This is a genomic window from Staphylococcus americanisciuri, assembly GCF_024814435.1.
In the GTDB taxonomy this organism is placed as follows: Bacteria; Bacillota; Bacilli; order Staphylococcales; family Staphylococcaceae; genus Staphylococcus; species Staphylococcus americanisciuri.
Window position 1 is genome coordinate 133,318 of the sequence record NZ_JANUXY010000001.1, and the last position, 15,363, is coordinate 148,680.

Here is a 15,363-nt window from a genome sequence, read left to right on the forward strand (position 1 = left end):
TATTATCTGTGCAGCTGAGAAGCATTAGTTTCTTATATTTTGGGAGTGAGACAGGAAACGCATTTTTCAAAAAAAGATTTCGTTGTTCCACCACGGCAAGGCTGAAACGAGATTATGACATAAAAGGCTTTGAAAAGCACAGTTTTTGTCTTGTCTTTCACAATATTTTCCTTACTTTGGATTAGGTTATTAGTGTGGAGACGATAATTATAGTCTTTAGTGTTAGTGACTAAGGAGTGAATAGTTCTTAACAGTTTGTTCATGCAAGCATTCGCTACAGTCTTATGGTCTTTGCCATAGGGCTGTTTTTTGATTAGATGAGCTTAATCTTAATGATATTTACATCATCAACCTCACAACTTGTTGACCCGCTTCAGCAAGAGCGAGAAGTACGCGTAGTTAAGACAATTGATGCCTTACACAGAAAATATGCGAAAGGCACCATTTCAAAAGCTGTATTATATATCTAGTAACTATAAACAAAAGTGGGTCACAGAATGTAAGTATCAAAGTCGTTGAGTGCTGCTTGACCACGTTCCCGATCAGCTGCTGTTTTAAAACTCACACGTAAGGCACCGTAAATATCTTCACGCAGTTCTAAAATTTTCAAGTTGCGAATAGATATATTATGTGAACTTAAAATATCAGTAACCTGTGAAATAGAGCCGGTTTTATCTGGAATATCAACATACAAATCATATGTGCTAGTTAAAGCACCTTGTTCTCTGATAGGTAATGCATCTCGATATGCCTTATTATCAGCAAAAAAATCATAGAGTTCCATTTTATTTTCTTGCTCAAGTATCGAAATAATGTCACTTAGCTTGGATTGGAATTGATGCATAATCGTTAAGATATGTGTTTTGTTCTCTAATGAAATATCTCGCCACATCTCTGGACTACTACTAGCAATGCGTGTGATATCTCTAAAGCCTCCTGCAGCAAGTGTTTGAATAAGTGGGATTTGCGAAGCTTCATGAGCATTAAGAGAAACTAAGCTAGATGCGATGAGGTGTGGTACATGACTGACGACACCTACAATATAGTCGTGTTCATCGGCAGTCATTTTGATGAATTTAGCTCGCGTTGACTCAAGAAGAGAGGCAATACGAGTATGTGCCGTTGCATTTTCTGCTAAGTCATGTACAAGAATATAATAAGCATTTTCAAATAGATGTTTTTTGGCATTCAAAACACCAGACTTGTGACTACCTGCCATCGGATGCCCACCAATCAGGTGAATATCATGTTGTAGTAAATGGGCTTCATATGCTTGAATGGTTGATTTTGTACTTCCGGTATCTGTTACGATAAGTCCGGGTTTTGTTTGAAGCGTAGATAGCATTGTTAAATAAGCTACAGTTGTTTGTACAGGTGTAGCAAAAATAATGATATCAGCTTGTGCAACACCTTCTGCAAAATCATAGATAGGTTTATCAATAATGTCAATTGATTGTGCACGTTCTAGTTGTTTTGGGTCTGAATCGTAGGCGCTGATGGTCATTTGAGGATAAGCATCTTTTATATTACTAGCTAAACTACCACCAATGAGCCCTAAGCCTACGAAGAAAATCTCTGTCATAATCTTCTTTACCTCGCTTGAATTACATTAATTTTCAGATATTTTAACATTTTAAAGTGCTATAAAGCAATGGTTATAAATAAAACAGATAGAATTTTACATGAATAAGCGCATTTACTAGCAGGATATTGGCTAAATATCGTATGATACGTTAAAATATATCTTGGTAAGTTGTGCAACTTAAAGTAGTAGCGTACAATTCGTAGAGAAATGAGTAACGGTGTTTTAACATATTGAGTGAGATCTTTTCTACTTGAATTGTGTATAAATGAGCTATTTGCAGAATGAATATTGAATAGAGAAATTAGGAGTAATTTTATGAAGTTTACAAATTTAACAACAGCGGAATTTGGACAGTTTACAGATGCGATGCCATATAGTCACTTTACACAAATGACTGGCAACTATGAATTAAAAGTAGCAGAAGGTGTAGAAACGCATCTTGTTGGTATAAAAGATAGCAACAATCAAGTTTTAGCGGCTTGTTTGTTGACTGCGATGCCTGTGATGAGAGTTTTTAAATATTTTTATGCTAATAGAGGCCCTGTGCTTGATTATGATAACCAAGAACTTGTTCATTTCTTTTTTAATGAACTCTCAAAATATGCGAAAAAACATCATGCGCTATATGTAAAAGTAGATCCATATTTACCGATATATAAACGCAATCACGATGGTGAAATACTTGAAGATTACAACATGGCATGGATCTTTAAAAAGTTTGAGTCGCTTGGCTATCAGCATGAAGGTTTTACAACAGGATTCAATCCAGTTACTCAGATTCGTTATCACTCAGTCTTGGATTTGACAGATAAGACAGCTAAAGATGTATTGAATGGTATGGATAATCTTCGTAAGCGAAACACTAAAAAAGTACAGAAAAATGGTGTAAAAATTAGGTTTTTAGCGGAAGATGAGTTGCCGATTTTTAGAGCATTTATGGAGGAGACTTCAGCAACAAAAGATTTTGAAGATCGTACAGATGATTTTTACTACCACCGTATGAGACATTATAAAAATCGCGTACTTGTTCCGTTAGCATATATTGATTTCGAAGCGTATATCAAAGAACTTGAAGTAGAAGAAGCCCAGTATCGAAAAGAGATAGCTAAGGCGGAAAAAGACTTAGCTAAACGTCCTGATAATCAAAAAGCGATAAATAAAAAGCAAAATCTGGAAAAACAATTAGAAGCGAATCAAGCCAAAATGACTGAAGCGCGCATATTGCAAGAAAAACATGGGAATGAATTGCCTATATCTGCTGGATTCTTTATCATTAATCCATTTGAAGTGGTATATTATGCAGGTGGAACAGCGAATGAATTTCGACACTTTGCAGGAAGTTATGCTGTGCAATGGGAAATGATTAATTATGCGATCGACCATAAGATCACACGTTATAATTTTTATGGTATTAGCGGGGATTTCAGTGAGACTGCAGAAGATGCAGGTGTCATTAAGTTCAAAAAAGGGTACAATGCGGATGTTATTGAATACATTGGAGACTTCATCAAGCCAATTAACAAGCCGGCGTATGCTGCGTATAATAAGTTGAAACGATTGAAGGAAAAGTTATCGTAGAAGAGAGAAGGGGATTAGCGGTATGAAATTCACAGAGTTAACAGTTGAGGAATTTGATCAGTTTGTTCAAGATCCTTCTTTAGAAAGTCACTATTTTCAAGTGAAAGAAAATATCGAAATACGTGAAAAAGATGGTTTTCAAGTTGTCTTATTAGGTGTTAAAGACGAAAACAACCAGGTTATTGCAGCGAGTTTGTTTTCAAAAATACCGACGATGGGAAGTTATGTATTTTACTCCAATCGTGGGCCTGTCATGGATTATAGTGATTTAGGGTTAGTAGATTTTTATCTCAAGTCTTTAGATGGATATCTTGCTAAAAATAAGTGTCTCTATGTAAAACTGGATCCTTATTGGATGTATAATATTTATGATAAAGATGTTCACCAAATAGGAGACAATCAATTAGGGGATCAATTAGTTCAAATGTTAAAATCATATGGCTATGAACATCATGGTTTTACAACGAAATATGATGCATCAAGTCAAGTGAGATGGATGGGTGTATTGAACTTGAAAGACCAAACACCACAAAGTATTAAGAAGCATTTCGATAGCCAACGTAAACGCAATGTAAATAAAGCGGCTAATTTTGGTGTGCAAGTTCGTTACCTTGAAGAACAAGAATTTGATCAATTTTTAGCATTGTATCGTGAAACAGAAGCGCGTACTGGCTTCACGTCTAAAACGGACGAGTATTTGCTCAGTTTCTTCCGTCACTATGGTAGCAAGGCGATAGTGCCAATGGCGTATATTGACTTAGATCAATACTTAACAAGATTACAGCAAGATTTGAGTGATAAAGAAACTAGACGTGATCAAATGATGGCGAATCAAAACAAATCAGACAAACAATTGAAAAAGATTGCAGAGTTAGATAAGCAAATTGCACATAATCAGCAAGAAATGTTAAAAGCAAGTGAGCTGAGAAAGACAGATGGCTCAATATTAAATCTTGCATCAGGTATCTTCTTTGCCAATGCTTATGAAATTAATTATTTCTCAGGCGGATCTAGTGAAAAGTACAACCACTTTATGGGTCCTTATGCGATGCATTGGCACATGATTAACTACTGTTTTGAACATGGTTATGAACGTTATAATTTCTATGGTCTATCTGGAGACTTTACAGAATCAAGTGAGGACTATGGTGTTTATCGCTTTAAACGAGGCTTTAACGTACAGTTAGAAGAATTAGTTGGAGATTTTTACAAACCAATTAATAAGCCAAAGTATATCATCTTTCAACTAATCAATCGATTGAGATCGAAGCTAAAAAAATAAAAAAGAGCCGATTATTAAAGAGCCGATTATTATAGTGATGAATGCATGTGTAACAGCTTGATAGTTACACATGAACGCAAGTATCATAATAATCAGCTTTGTAGTGAGCACGAAAAAAGCATCAATTCCAATAGTTTGCTTTTTTCGTGCGTTTTTGTGTAGTGTTGACACAACTGCTATTGATTTTAATAACGTCGTAAGGGAACGTAAGTAGGGTGTGTTATCTTCAAGCCATCAAAACATCCTTAGTTCAAATGAGTAATCCTGTAGAAAATGAACTAAGTGATATGATGACTCATTGCAACGATGAGTGATTATAATTGCTATTAAAGGAAAAAAACGTATTACTCATGAAGATATTTATAAAAAATCGATAGCTATGTGGAACACTACAACCACATCTTAGCAAAACTTTTTAGTAAGAACAATCACTTTTTAATAGCATAAATACACTGTCGTATACCATGAAATTTATACATTTTCGGAAGTATTATCTAAAAAGCAAGATAGTTAAAATATTAGAATGTATAATAAGCAAAGTGGTTAAAAGACTAAAATAACAATATTATGTAAACTTAAATTGATAATACTAAGTAAGAGGCATTATCTACTAAGTGCATAGAAATAAAATTGATATTAAAGAATACTTATAGCAATATTATTTGATTAATACAGAGTTAAACAGATATCTTTAAAAGATATTTTCTTAGGTTTTCATCAACTCAAACGAGTATAAATGTATCATAATAGTATAAAAATTATGTAAAGAAATTTAATGCTATATGTCATTTTTTTATCTAAAATAGATTGCTTTATGAAAGTACAGCGTATTTTAAGCTGATTAAGTACATGTATGGAATTAATTATATTGTGGGTGAACGAGCTAGAAAGAATTAATATGCTAACTAGTAATATTTATTGAATGATGATATGTATTCAATGAGACTTTATAGCGCTTTAAAAATCGTTTTCTTTTTATAAGTTTACATAATATATATTATAGGAAGTTATATGTGTTAAGAGAATAACGCTCTGCTACATAAAAACACTTGCAAGTATGTGTTGTTTACCTACAAGTGTTTTTATGTTATTTATGATCGTATTGTTTTTCTAAACGTGCTAACTCTTTTTCATATTTCTTTTGTTGGCGACGTTTACGCATATCGCGTGTTAAATACCATAGAATTAAGCTAATAATTAAGCTTAAGATTGCAACAAATGCTGCATAGCCTAATAACGGTTCATACGTAATGGCATAAAAATTTGGTAAGATAAATGCCAATATGCCTAATCCAACAAACATAATAATGGCACTTACAAACCATTTGTTCAAGATGAGCGTACAAAATAGTGTTAAAACGATCATGACAACGAGTGTAACCCATAAATAATTCGGGATTTCTAAAATAGACATTCGATAATACTCCTTTAATCATTTTGTATGTACAATTGATTATACTAGAAATTAAGAGATCATACATTAAATAATTGTCGTAATAAATATGATATGATATTAACAACAATAATCAAGGGGGTTGTTTTATGGATCAAACATTGCCAACAAGATCTGAAGTAGCACAGCATGAAACATGGGATTTATCGGATTTATTTAAGGATGCAACAACTTATGAAACATTTGTTAGAGCATTGCCTGAACGTTCTGCAAAATTTAAAGCGCAATATAGTGGTGCTTTGCAGGATGTGGATAGTATCCAACAAGCATTAGACGACTACTGCACATTGGCTGTTGATATTGATCGTGCAAGCAATTATGCACAAATGCAACTAAGCGTTGATGCAACAGATTCGGAGCGCCAACGACTTGCTGCTATCATTCAAACTTTATATGGTAAAGTATCAGGAAACTTAACATTTATGACATCTGAATTATTAGCCTTAGAAGATGAACTTTTAAATAAAGCCATCGAACAAACAACGTATAGTCATTATCTGATGAAGTTAAAACGTTTAAAACCTTATCAGTTACATCCACAAGCGGAAGAAGTTTTGGCACAATTGTCCCCTGTCTTAGGAGCGCCAAGTGAAATTTATGGGATTACAAAGATGTTGGACATTGATTTTGGTCATTTTGAAGTAAATGGTCAAAGTTATGCGATGGATTATACGACATTTGAAGGATTTTACGAAGATCATGCGGATACAGCAGTTCGACGTGCAAGTTTCCGCCATTTCAGCGATACGTTAAAAAAATATGAACATACAACAGCGGCAGCTTATAATGCACATATTCAAGCTGAAAAATTAGAAGCAGATATGCGTGGTTACGATTCTGTTATTGATTTTTTATTGTCAGAACAAGATGTAACGCGAGAGATGTATGACCGTCAAATAGATGTAATTATGTCGGATTTAGCCCCTATCATGCGCCGATATGCTAAAGTTATTCAACGTGCTAATCATCTTGATGAAATGCGCTTTGAAGATTTGAAAATTTCCATTGATGATACGTATGAACCTAATATTACGATTGATGAATCGAAAAAATATATTTTTGGCGCATTAAGTGTTTTAGGTGCGGATTATCAAAACATGTTAGAAAAATCGTATGATGAACGTTGGATTGACTTTGTTCAAAATAAAGGGAAAGAAACAGGTGCCTACTGTGCTTCGCCTTATGCTTCACATAGCTATATCTTTATTTCTTGGACAGGCAAAATGACAGAAGTGTTTGTATTAGCACATGAACTTGGACATGCTGGCCACTTTAATTTGGCAAATAAACATCAAAATTACTTACAAGCAGATGCTTCAATGTACTTCGTTGAGGCGCCTTCTACAATGAATGAAATGCTGATGTTGAATTATTTATTAGAAAGTAGTGACGATAAAGCGTTTAAGCGCTGGGCCATTGGTTCAATTATTGCGCGTACGTATTATCATAATATGGTTACACACTTGCTTGAGGCAGCATATCAACGTGAAGTGTACTTACGCGTAGATCAAGGAGAATCGCTCACTGCACCATTACTCAATGAAATTAAGCGTCAAGTTATTCACGATTTCTGGGGCGATGATGTTGTATTGACAGAAGGTGCAGAGTTGACTTGGATGCGTCAACCCCACTACTACATGGGTCTTTATCCATACACATATTCTGCAGGTTTAACAATCGGTACCATCATGGCACAACGCATTCAAACGGAAGGTCAACCAGCGATTCATGATTGGCTTGAGACGTTAAAAGCTGGTGACAGTGTTTCTCCTGTTGAGCTTGCACGAATGGCTGGTATTGATGTTACGACGGATAAACCTTTGAAAGAAACGATTGCATATATTGGTCGTCTCGTTGATGAGCTTGAAGGATTAACAGATCATTTGAATCATGCATAAAAAAGCTGAACAGGGGTGAAAATGCGCTTTCACCCCTGTTCAGCTTTTGCCTTTTAAATGAAATTGCAAACTTAATTTGAAAAAAGCGTACAATCTTGCTTTATTGTACACTTTAGGTGGATGATGTCTATTTATTTTTTTGATGTATTTTCTGTACGTGCCCACCCTTTTTTCGTAAGGGTGATATGACCTGTTTCAATATTAATAATGCGTTGTTTGTATAAGTGACCGATTGCACGCTTGAATGCGCCTTTACTCATATTGAAGACCTCTTTAATCGCTTCAGGGCTCGATTTGTCCCAGAATGGTAAAGTGCCATCATATTCAACGAGTAGTTGGAAAATGGTTTCGCCATCATCATCCAGACGTTCATGTGCGAGCGGTAAAAATGAGCCGTTTAACTCTCCTTTATCGTTATAACCGATAATGCGAACAGACATTTCTTGACCTAGACGTGGTTCGTGTTGGCGCTCTGACTCGTGAACAAAGATTTTATAGCCTTTAGACGTTAATAAGAAAGTTCCAACACGTAACAAACGGTATGGTCGTGCAGTTAGCACTTCATTTTGTAGCTTGTCATCGTGAACAGGTGTAAACATCTGTTGTACCGTTGTTTCTGATGCCAAACGTGCAAACATTTGACGTTCACGGTCGATGCGTAGCGTACATAACACATAGTCCCCTTTTTCAGGCCATAGTGATTTGAGTTTCGGTAGATCTTCCCATGGAATCAAAACCTCACGTGGTAAACCAACATCTACACGTGCACCGTCACGATCTGTGCTTAGTACGCGAACGAAGTCATAACGTCCCACTGTAATGTCTGGCATATTTTGTGTTGCGAACAAATCTCCAGAACGGTTTGGATATACAAAAAAGCTATAGGATTCCCCTATTTCTAATGTATCAGATTCATTGACTTCTGACTGATTCAGTTTGACAACCTCTTTATTTGGACCTTCAAGGATATATGTTGAACCTTCAAGAGATTTTACTTCTAAAAACTCGATTGTCCCAACAATTTCATTTTCTTTAAAAGACATAACGCGCTGCTACTAAAACCATACTAAAATGTAGTTTTTATATTTTCCTTATTCAGCGTGGATATTACCATTGAGCGACAAGTTTTTGTCCACTCCTAAGGTGTTTATTCCGATACAGCCTACTGTATTTTAATGCTTAACTATTTTAGTAAGTTGCTTTTTTTAGTAACACTACTTCCTTTCCTTACGTAAGCAATACGTATTCTTTTAATTTTACTAAGTTTAAACTTGCATTTAAATCTCTGTCTATTTCATTCCTACAAACTTCACATTTGAATATTCTTTTGATTAAAGGCATTTGTTGTCTGTGACATAATTGACTATGTTGGTAAGAATATGCGATGTCTTTCAATTACAATTGTACCAATCAACTAAAAAGAACCGTTTAATGTTTTCTTTTTAAATCTTGGATATTTTTGACAAATATTTAAAGAAGTTTCTGTAACTTCTGTCTGTATTTATAATCGTTTGCGTAACGGACTTACTAGACACTTCTTCAATTCATGTGTGTTTCTTTTTGCATAATTGCTATTCACTCATGTGTAACGTTTATGCAGATACATTGAGCATTTCTGCCATTTCCTTTGGCTTTAAAACACCATTCTTCACAACTTTTTTACAATATACATTGTTACATTAATTTGCAAGCTGTTGAATGACGCCTCTTTTTTGCAAGTTACATCCATTATAGCATGCCCCTGCTTGATAAGCATTAAAGGATTATACGTTCTGTCATGTAAACGCATCATAATATCGAAACGATGTAGGTTATATGGTATAATTCAGGCGTTAGAATATATATAAAGGAGAAAGTGCATGTTACAAGTTACGGATGTTAGTTTACGTTTTGGTGACCGTAAATTATTTGAAGACGTTAATATTAAATTTACACCAGGCAACTGTTATGGCTTAATCGGAGCAAATGGTGCTGGTAAGTCTACATTTTTGAAGATTTTATCAGGAGAACTTGATTCTCAAACGGGTCACGTATCATTAGGCAAAGATGAACGTCTTGCAGTGTTGAAGCAGGATCATTTCGCATATGAAGATGTTCGCGTATTAGATGTTGTGATTAAAGGTCATGAGCGTTTATATGAAGTAATGCAAGAAAAAGATGCGATTTATATGAAACCAGATTTCAGCGATGAAGATGGCATTCGTGCAGCAGAACTTGAAGGTGAGTTTGCTGAAATGGATGGTTGGAATGCGGAATCTGATGCGGCAACATTATTATCGGGACTCGGTATTGAGACAAGCTTGCATGATAAAAAAATGGCTGAGTTAGAAAATAATCAAAAAGTGAAAGTCCTCTTGGCTCAAAGTTTGTTTGGTTCACCAGATGTATTGTTATTGGACGAGCCTACCAATGGTTTGGATATCCAAGCGATTAGTTGGTTAGAAGATTTCTTAATTAACTTTGATAATACAGTCATTGTCGTATCCCATGATCGTCACTTCTTGAACAATGTATGTACGCATATTGCTGACTTAGATTTTGGTAAAATTAAAATTTATGTTGGTAACTATGATTTTTGGTACCAATCAAGTCAACTTGCGCAAAAAATGGCACAAGAACAAAATAAGAAAAAAGAAGATAAAATTAAAGAATTGCAAGAGTTTATTGCACGCTTTTCTGCCAATGCATCTAAATCTAAACAAGCTACAAGCCGTAAAAAACAATTAGAGAAAATTGAATTAGATGATATTCAACCTTCTTCAAGACGCTATCCTTTCGTAAAGTTTTCACCTGAACGTGAAATCGGTAATGACTTACTGTTCGTTGAAGGCATTTCAAAAACAGTTGATGGTGAGAAAGTGTTGGATAACATTTCATTTACAATGAATCCAAATGATAAAGCAGTATTAATGGGTAGCAGTGAAATTGCTAAAACAACACTATTGAAAATTTTAGCTGGCGAGTTAGAACCAGATGAAGGAACAGTAAAATGGGGTGTAACGACTTCACAAAGTTACTTCCCTAAAGATAATTCAGCATTTTTCGAAGGCGTCGATATGAACTTGGTTGATTGGTTACGCCAATATGCACCTGAAGATGAACAAACAGAAACATTTTTACGTGGTTTCTTAGGTCGTATGCTGTTCAGTGGCGAAGAAGTGAAGAAAAAAGCGAGTGTGCTATCAGGTGGCGAAAAAGTACGCTGTATGCTGAGCAAAATGATGCTATCAAGTGCGAATGTCTTGCTTTTAGATGAGCCAACGAACCATTTAGACCTTGAAAGTATTACATCTGTCAATGAAGGCTTAAAATCATTCAAAGGATCAATCATCTTTACGTCGCATGACTTTGAGTTTATCAACACAATTGCCAATAGAGTTATTGATTTAGATGTGCCATCAGGTTTATCAAAAGAAATCCCTTACGAAAGCTATTTAGAAGAAAAAGGTATTTTAAAATCAAAATAAGCAGTTTTAATTAAAAATCGGACTGGTGTTATTCACTGGTTCGATTTTGATTTTTTTATGTGTTACGAATGCCCCTTATTATTATGTTTTCAAAACTTTTATTGTCTGTAAATTTAAAAAAGTTCGCAAATGGTATTTACAGGTGTGTGCGTAGTATGTATAATATGAACCATATTAATTTAATAATTTTTGATGAGGCGCATCAATCATGAGTAGATACAAGCATTTGTCTGCAAACAGCTTATATCCAAAGGGTGCGATGCCGAAGTAAACAGGTTTTGCAGAATCTGTTTATTGGATTCTAAGGTTAAGAGCTATGAATCTGTCATTATTTTACTGATAATGGAGTGCATCACTTGTATATAAATGAGACAAGTTCGCACGACGGACTTGTTTTTTTATATATTACGTGACTCTTCCCTAATGTGAGGAGGTCAAAAATGAGCTATATTTTGATGAAATTAATTGATGATGGATAACGACAAAATGTATCAACAATTAATTTACTGAATTATATGAAATAAATAAAATAACTATTTAAGAAGATGGAGTGAATAGCATGGTTAAATTAGCAGTCGCAGGTGCAACAGGATTAGTAGGTTCTAAAATTTTGGAGACAATTGACCGCAAAGGCATCCCTTTTGATGAGTTAGTATTATTTTCATCGAAACGTTCTGCTGGACAAGAAATTGAGTTTCAAGGTCAAACGTATACTGTACAGGAGCTTACTGAAACAGCAACAGATGCTGACTTTGATTATGTGCTAATGAGTGCAGGTGGTGAGACAAGCAAACGCTTCGCCCCACTCTTTGAACAACATGGTGCAATAATTATTGATAACTCGAGTCAATGGCGTATGACTGAAGACGTAGATTTAGTTGTTCCAGAAGTTAACGAACCACAGTTTACACGTGGGATTATTGCCAATCCAAACTGTTCAACAATTCAATCAGTTGTACCATTGAAGCCATTACAAGATCAATATGGCTTGAAACGTGTAGCCTATACGACATATCAAGCAGTATCAGGCTCTGGTATGCAAGGTAAAAAAGATTTGGCAGATGGTGCACATGGTGCGGAACCTAAAGCGTATCCACATCCAATATATAACAACGTCTTACCGCATATCGACGTCTTCTTAGATAACGGTTATACAAAAGAAGAACAAAAAATGATCGATGAAACGAGAAAAATTTTAAATGAACCTACATTAAATGTTACTGCCACTTGTGTTCGTGTACCAGTGCAGGATAGTCATAGTGTACATATCAATGTGACACTTGATCAACCAGCAACAGTTGAAGAAATTCAAGCCTTATTTGATGCAGACCCACGCGTTGTATTAGTCGATAATCCAGCAAATAATGAATATCCATTAGCGATTCATTCAACGGGGCGTGATGAAGTGTTTGTAGGACGTATTCGTAAAGACGATTCGTTAGACAATACGTTCCACTTGTGGGTTACTTCAGATAACTTATTGAAAGGTGCTGCACTGAATGCTGTACAAGTGTTGGAACAGGTTCTCAAATTGAAAGGAGAATAATGTTATGGCACATATTTTTGAAGGGACAGGCGTTGCAATGATTACCCCATTCACGAATAATGAGGTGGATTATGAGGCAATTCGCAGACAAGTGAATTTTTTAATCGATAACGGTATCCAATCTTTAATTGTGAATGGAACAACAGCGGAAAACCCATCACTTGTTGACGAAGAAAAAGATCAAATTTTGAAGACGGTTATTGATGAAAATCGTGGACGAGTACCTATTGTAGTTGGTACTGGAACGAATAACACACAACGTTCTATTGAAGCATCATTACGAGCAAAAGTATTAGGTGCGGATGCGATTATGTTGATTACCCCCTATTATTTGAAAACCAATCAACGGGGTTTGATTGCACACTTTGAAGCGATTGCGGATGCAGTAGAATTACCAGTGATTTTATACAATGTCCCCTCAAGAACAAACAGTACGATTGAGCCGGAGACAGTTGCACATCTAAGTCAACATCCATATATTGTTGCTTTAAAAGATGCGACGAATGATTTTGATTATTTAGCGGATATTCAATCACGTGTGGATACGTCGAAATTTGCATTATATAGCGGTAATGATGACAATATTGTGCGTTATTTTAATGAAGGCGGACATGGTTTGATTTCAGTAGCTGCAAACGTCATCCCAGCAGCCTTTCAACGTGTCTATACAGATGCTAACAATCGTGCGAGACACTTTGAACCAATTGACAAATTGTTAACAGCGTTATCAGTAGATGTTAATCCAATTCCAATCAAATTTTTGGCAGCGTTAGAAGGTTTCGGTCAATATGAAGTCCGTTTACCACTTGTTTGTTTGAATGAACAAGAACAAGCAACATTAAAAGAAGCATATATGCAATTTAAAGCGGAGGTTCAAGCATGAAAATATTACTCATTGGTTATGGTACGATGAATCAGCGTGTTGCACGTCTGGCAGAAGCAGCTGGTCATGAAATTGTAGCTGTGATTGCGAACAAAAATCATGATGCAATTCCCTACCCTACTGTTAATCAAATAAATGAAGCGACAGAGGCGGATGTGGCGATTGATTTTTCTCATCCGAACTTGTTGCTACCATTACTTAACCAAGAATTTGAATTACCACTAGTGATTGCAACAACTGGTGAAAAAGAAACAATCACATCCAAGTTACAAACGCTTTCTGAAAAGATGCCTGTCTTTTTCAGTGCGAATATGAGTTATGGTGTTCACGTACTCACAAAGTTGTTAGAAGTAGCGGTGCCATTACTCGAACAATATGATATAGAGCTAACAGAAGCACATCATAATCAAAAAGTGGATGCCCCTAGTGGCACATTGGTAAAACTTTATGATGTGATTGAACGTCTACGTGAAGAAGTACAACCTGTTTATGATCGCAGTCAACAAAATGCGAAACGTGAAAAGCAAGAAATCGGCATTCATTCAATACGTGGCGGTACAATCGTTGGCGAACATGATGTTTTATTTGCCGGTGTGGATGAGACGATTACCCTTTCCCATCGTGCACAATCTAAAGATATCTTTGCGAATGGTGCGTTAAATGCAGCCGAAAAGCTAATACATCAAGCACCTGGGTATTATACATTTGATAATTTATAAGGAGTGTAAGAAAACATGGTTAAAAATTTCACTGCTGAAGAGATCATTCAATATATTAGTGATGCGAAAAAGTCTACACCATTAAAAGTGTATGCAAATGGAAATTTCGAGGGTATCGACTTTCCAGAATCATTCAAAGTATTTGGTTCAAACGATTCAAAAGTCATTTTCTGTGAGGCAAGCGATTGGCAAGCATTTTATGAAGCACATCAATCAGTTATTACTGACTTAGAGATTGAAATGGATCGTCGTAATTCAGCGATTCCATTGAAGAATCTAGTGAATACAAATGCACGTATTGAGCCAGGTGCATTTATTCGTGAACATGCTGTGATTGGTGATGGCGCAGTTGTCATGATGGGTGCAACCATTAATATTGGTGCTATCGTTGGTGAAGGAACAATGATTGATATGAATGCAACATTAGGTGGTCGTGCTATCACTGGTAAGAATGTTCATGTAGGCGCAGGTGCCGTTTTAGCCGGTGTGATTGAACCACCAAGCGCTGAGCCCGTTGTTGTTGAAGATAATGTATTAATCGGTGCAAATGCTGTCATATTAGAAGGTGTACGTATCGGTGAAGGCGCAATCGTTGCTGCAGGTGCTATCGTAACACAAAATGTACCGGCGGGTGCTGTTGTTGCAGGTACACCAGCCAAGGTCATCAAACAAGCGAGTGATGTTGCAGACTCAAAACGTGAAATTGTTGCTGCATTGAGAAAACTTGATGACTAGATATAAGAGAAAGAGGCTGGGACATTAATAGAAAACATCATATAGAATGGGGAAACGATGTGGAAGATAGCAACTGACTGGCGTGAAAATAGTTTTTAATTTTTGTTATTTTATTCCTATGGCAGTACGGCTGCATAATTCGTTTATCTCACCTCTGCCTTTTATGTATAGGTTGATTTGATAGGAGTGGGCAACCCTAAAGAAGTCGCTTGGTCCC

Annotated in this window: 13 protein-coding genes and 1 riboswitch; of the genes, 9 read left to right on the plus strand and 4 right to left on the minus strand. The window is 35.8% G+C overall.

What is annotated here, in order from left to right; genetic code table 11:
* Window positions 1–332 precede the first annotated feature (332 nt).
* Window positions 333–470, plus strand: a complete 138-nt coding sequence (locus NXS11_RS00615; RefSeq protein WP_259197780.1) for a hypothetical protein — start codon at window positions 333–335, stop codon at window positions 468–470.
* A gap of 20 nt (window positions 471–490) precedes the next feature.
* Here NXS11_RS00615 and NXS11_RS00620 read toward each other — a convergent pair whose 3' ends face one another.
* Window positions 491–1,582 carry a prephenate dehydrogenase gene (locus NXS11_RS00620; protein WP_259197781.1) on the minus strand — a complete coding sequence of 364 codons (1,092 nt, stop codon included), beginning with the start codon at window positions 1,580–1,582 and terminating at the stop codon, window positions 491–493.
* Window positions 1,583–1,900: 318 nt separating this feature from the next.
* Between NXS11_RS00620 and NXS11_RS00625 the strand changes: the two genes are divergently transcribed.
* Both NXS11_RS00625 and NXS11_RS00630 read left to right on the plus strand, forming a co-directional pair.
* On the plus strand, window positions 1,901–3,163 hold the full coding sequence (locus NXS11_RS00625) for an aminoacyltransferase (RefSeq protein WP_259197782.1): 1,263 nt from the start codon (window positions 1,901–1,903) through the stop codon (window positions 3,161–3,163).
* Window positions 3,164–3,185: 22 nt separating this feature from the next.
* Window positions 3,186–4,445 (plus strand): aminoacyltransferase, encoded by a 1,260-nt coding sequence (locus NXS11_RS00630; RefSeq protein WP_259197783.1) that lies wholly within the window; start codon window positions 3,186–3,188, stop codon window positions 4,443–4,445.
* A gap of 1,087 nt (window positions 4,446–5,532) precedes the next feature.
* Here the strand turns inward: NXS11_RS00630 and NXS11_RS00635 are convergent.
* Complete coding sequence (locus NXS11_RS00635; RefSeq protein ID WP_259197784.1) at window positions 5,533–5,859, minus strand: hypothetical protein; 327 nt, start codon at window positions 5,857–5,859, stop codon at window positions 5,533–5,535.
* Between the two features lie 128 nt (window positions 5,860–5,987).
* On the opposite strand from NXS11_RS00635, the gene pepF reads away from it, so the two are divergent.
* Window positions 5,988–7,796, plus strand: coding sequence for an oligoendopeptidase F (gene pepF, locus NXS11_RS00640; protein ID WP_259197785.1), 1,809 nt, complete (start codon window positions 5,988–5,990; stop codon window positions 7,794–7,796).
* A gap of 131 nt (window positions 7,797–7,927) precedes the next feature.
* Here the strand turns inward: pepF and NXS11_RS00645 are convergent, their stop codons facing one another.
* Entirely contained in the window at window positions 7,928–8,839 is a 912-nt protein-coding gene (locus NXS11_RS00645) for a CvfB family protein (protein ID WP_259197786.1), read from the minus strand.
* Between the two features lie 184 nt (window positions 8,840–9,023).
* Window positions 9,024–9,191, minus strand: coding sequence for a zinc ribbon domain-containing protein (locus NXS11_RS00650; protein ID WP_259197787.1), 168 nt, complete (start codon window positions 9,189–9,191; stop codon window positions 9,024–9,026).
* Between the two features lie 464 nt (window positions 9,192–9,655).
* Between NXS11_RS00650 and NXS11_RS00655 the strand changes: the two genes are divergently transcribed.
* The 5 genes from NXS11_RS00655 (at window position 9,656) to dapD (ending at window position 15,146) form a co-directional block, all read left to right on the plus strand.
* Complete coding sequence (locus tag NXS11_RS00655; RefSeq protein ID WP_259197788.1) at window positions 9,656–11,263, plus strand: ABC-F family ATP-binding cassette domain-containing protein; 1,608 nt, start codon at window positions 9,656–9,658, stop codon at window positions 11,261–11,263.
* A gap of 184 nt (window positions 11,264–11,447) precedes the next feature.
* Window positions 11,448–11,624: riboswitch (Lysine riboswitch) on the plus strand.
* A 198-nt stretch (window positions 11,625–11,822) separates the two neighbouring features.
* Window positions 11,823–12,809 carry an aspartate-semialdehyde dehydrogenase gene (locus NXS11_RS00660; RefSeq protein WP_259197789.1) on the plus strand — a complete coding sequence of 329 codons (987 nt, stop codon included), beginning with the start codon at window positions 11,823–11,825 and terminating at the stop codon, window positions 12,807–12,809.
* 4 nt (window positions 12,810–12,813) lie between these two features.
* Window positions 12,814–13,692, plus strand: a complete 879-nt coding sequence (dapA, locus tag NXS11_RS00665) for a 4-hydroxy-tetrahydrodipicolinate synthase (protein WP_259197790.1) — start codon at window positions 12,814–12,816, stop codon at window positions 13,690–13,692.
* On the plus strand, window positions 13,689–14,411 hold the full coding sequence (gene dapB / locus NXS11_RS00670; RefSeq protein WP_259197791.1) for a 4-hydroxy-tetrahydrodipicolinate reductase: 723 nt from the start codon (window positions 13,689–13,691) through the stop codon (window positions 14,409–14,411). Before dapA ends, dapB begins: the two co-directional genes overlap by 4 nt.
* Window positions 14,412–14,426: 15 nt before the next feature.
* Window positions 14,427–15,146, plus strand: coding sequence for a 2,3,4,5-tetrahydropyridine-2,6-dicarboxylate N-acetyltransferase (dapD, locus tag NXS11_RS00675; protein ID WP_259197793.1), 720 nt, complete (start codon window positions 14,427–14,429; stop codon window positions 15,144–15,146).
* Window positions 15,147–15,363 lie beyond the last annotated feature (217 nt).

What these genes read in the sequence shown, in the direction of transcription:
- NXS11_RS00655 (WP_259197788.1), top strand. Translation starts at nt 9,656, where the DNA reads ATGTTACAAGTTACGGATGTTAGTTTACGTTTTGGTGACCGTAAATTA.
- NXS11_RS00630 (WP_259197783.1), top strand. Translation starts at nt 3,186, where the DNA reads ATGAAATTCACAGAGTTAACAGTTGAGGAATTTGATCAGTTTGTTCAA.
- dapB (WP_259197791.1), top strand. Translation starts at nt 13,689, where the DNA reads ATGAAAATATTACTCATTGGTTATGGTACGATGAATCAGCGTGTTGCA.
- NXS11_RS00625 (WP_259197782.1), top strand. Translation starts at nt 1,901, where the DNA reads ATGAAGTTTACAAATTTAACAACAGCGGAATTTGGACAGTTTACAGAT.
- dapA (WP_259197790.1), top strand. Translation starts at nt 12,814, where the DNA reads ATGGCACATATTTTTGAAGGGACAGGCGTTGCAATGATTACCCCATTC.
- pepF (WP_259197785.1), top strand. Translation starts at nt 5,988, where the DNA reads ATGGATCAAACATTGCCAACAAGATCTGAAGTAGCACAGCATGAAACA.
- NXS11_RS00635 (WP_259197784.1), bottom strand. Translation starts at nt 5,859, where the DNA reads ATGTCTATTTTAGAAATCCCGAATTATTTATGGGTTACACTCGTTGTC.
- NXS11_RS00645 (WP_259197786.1), bottom strand. Translation starts at nt 8,839, where the DNA reads ATGTCTTTTAAAGAAAATGAAATTGTTGGGACAATCGAGTTTTTAGAA.
- dapD (WP_259197793.1), top strand. Translation starts at nt 14,427, where the DNA reads ATGGTTAAAAATTTCACTGCTGAAGAGATCATTCAATATATTAGTGAT.
- NXS11_RS00620 (WP_259197781.1), bottom strand. Translation starts at nt 1,582, where the DNA reads ATGACAGAGATTTTCTTCGTAGGCTTAGGGCTCATTGGTGGTAGTTTA.
- NXS11_RS00660 (WP_259197789.1), top strand. Translation starts at nt 11,823, where the DNA reads ATGGTTAAATTAGCAGTCGCAGGTGCAACAGGATTAGTAGGTTCTAAA.
- NXS11_RS00615 (WP_259197780.1), top strand. Translation starts at nt 333, where the DNA reads ATGATATTTACATCATCAACCTCACAACTTGTTGACCCGCTTCAGCAA.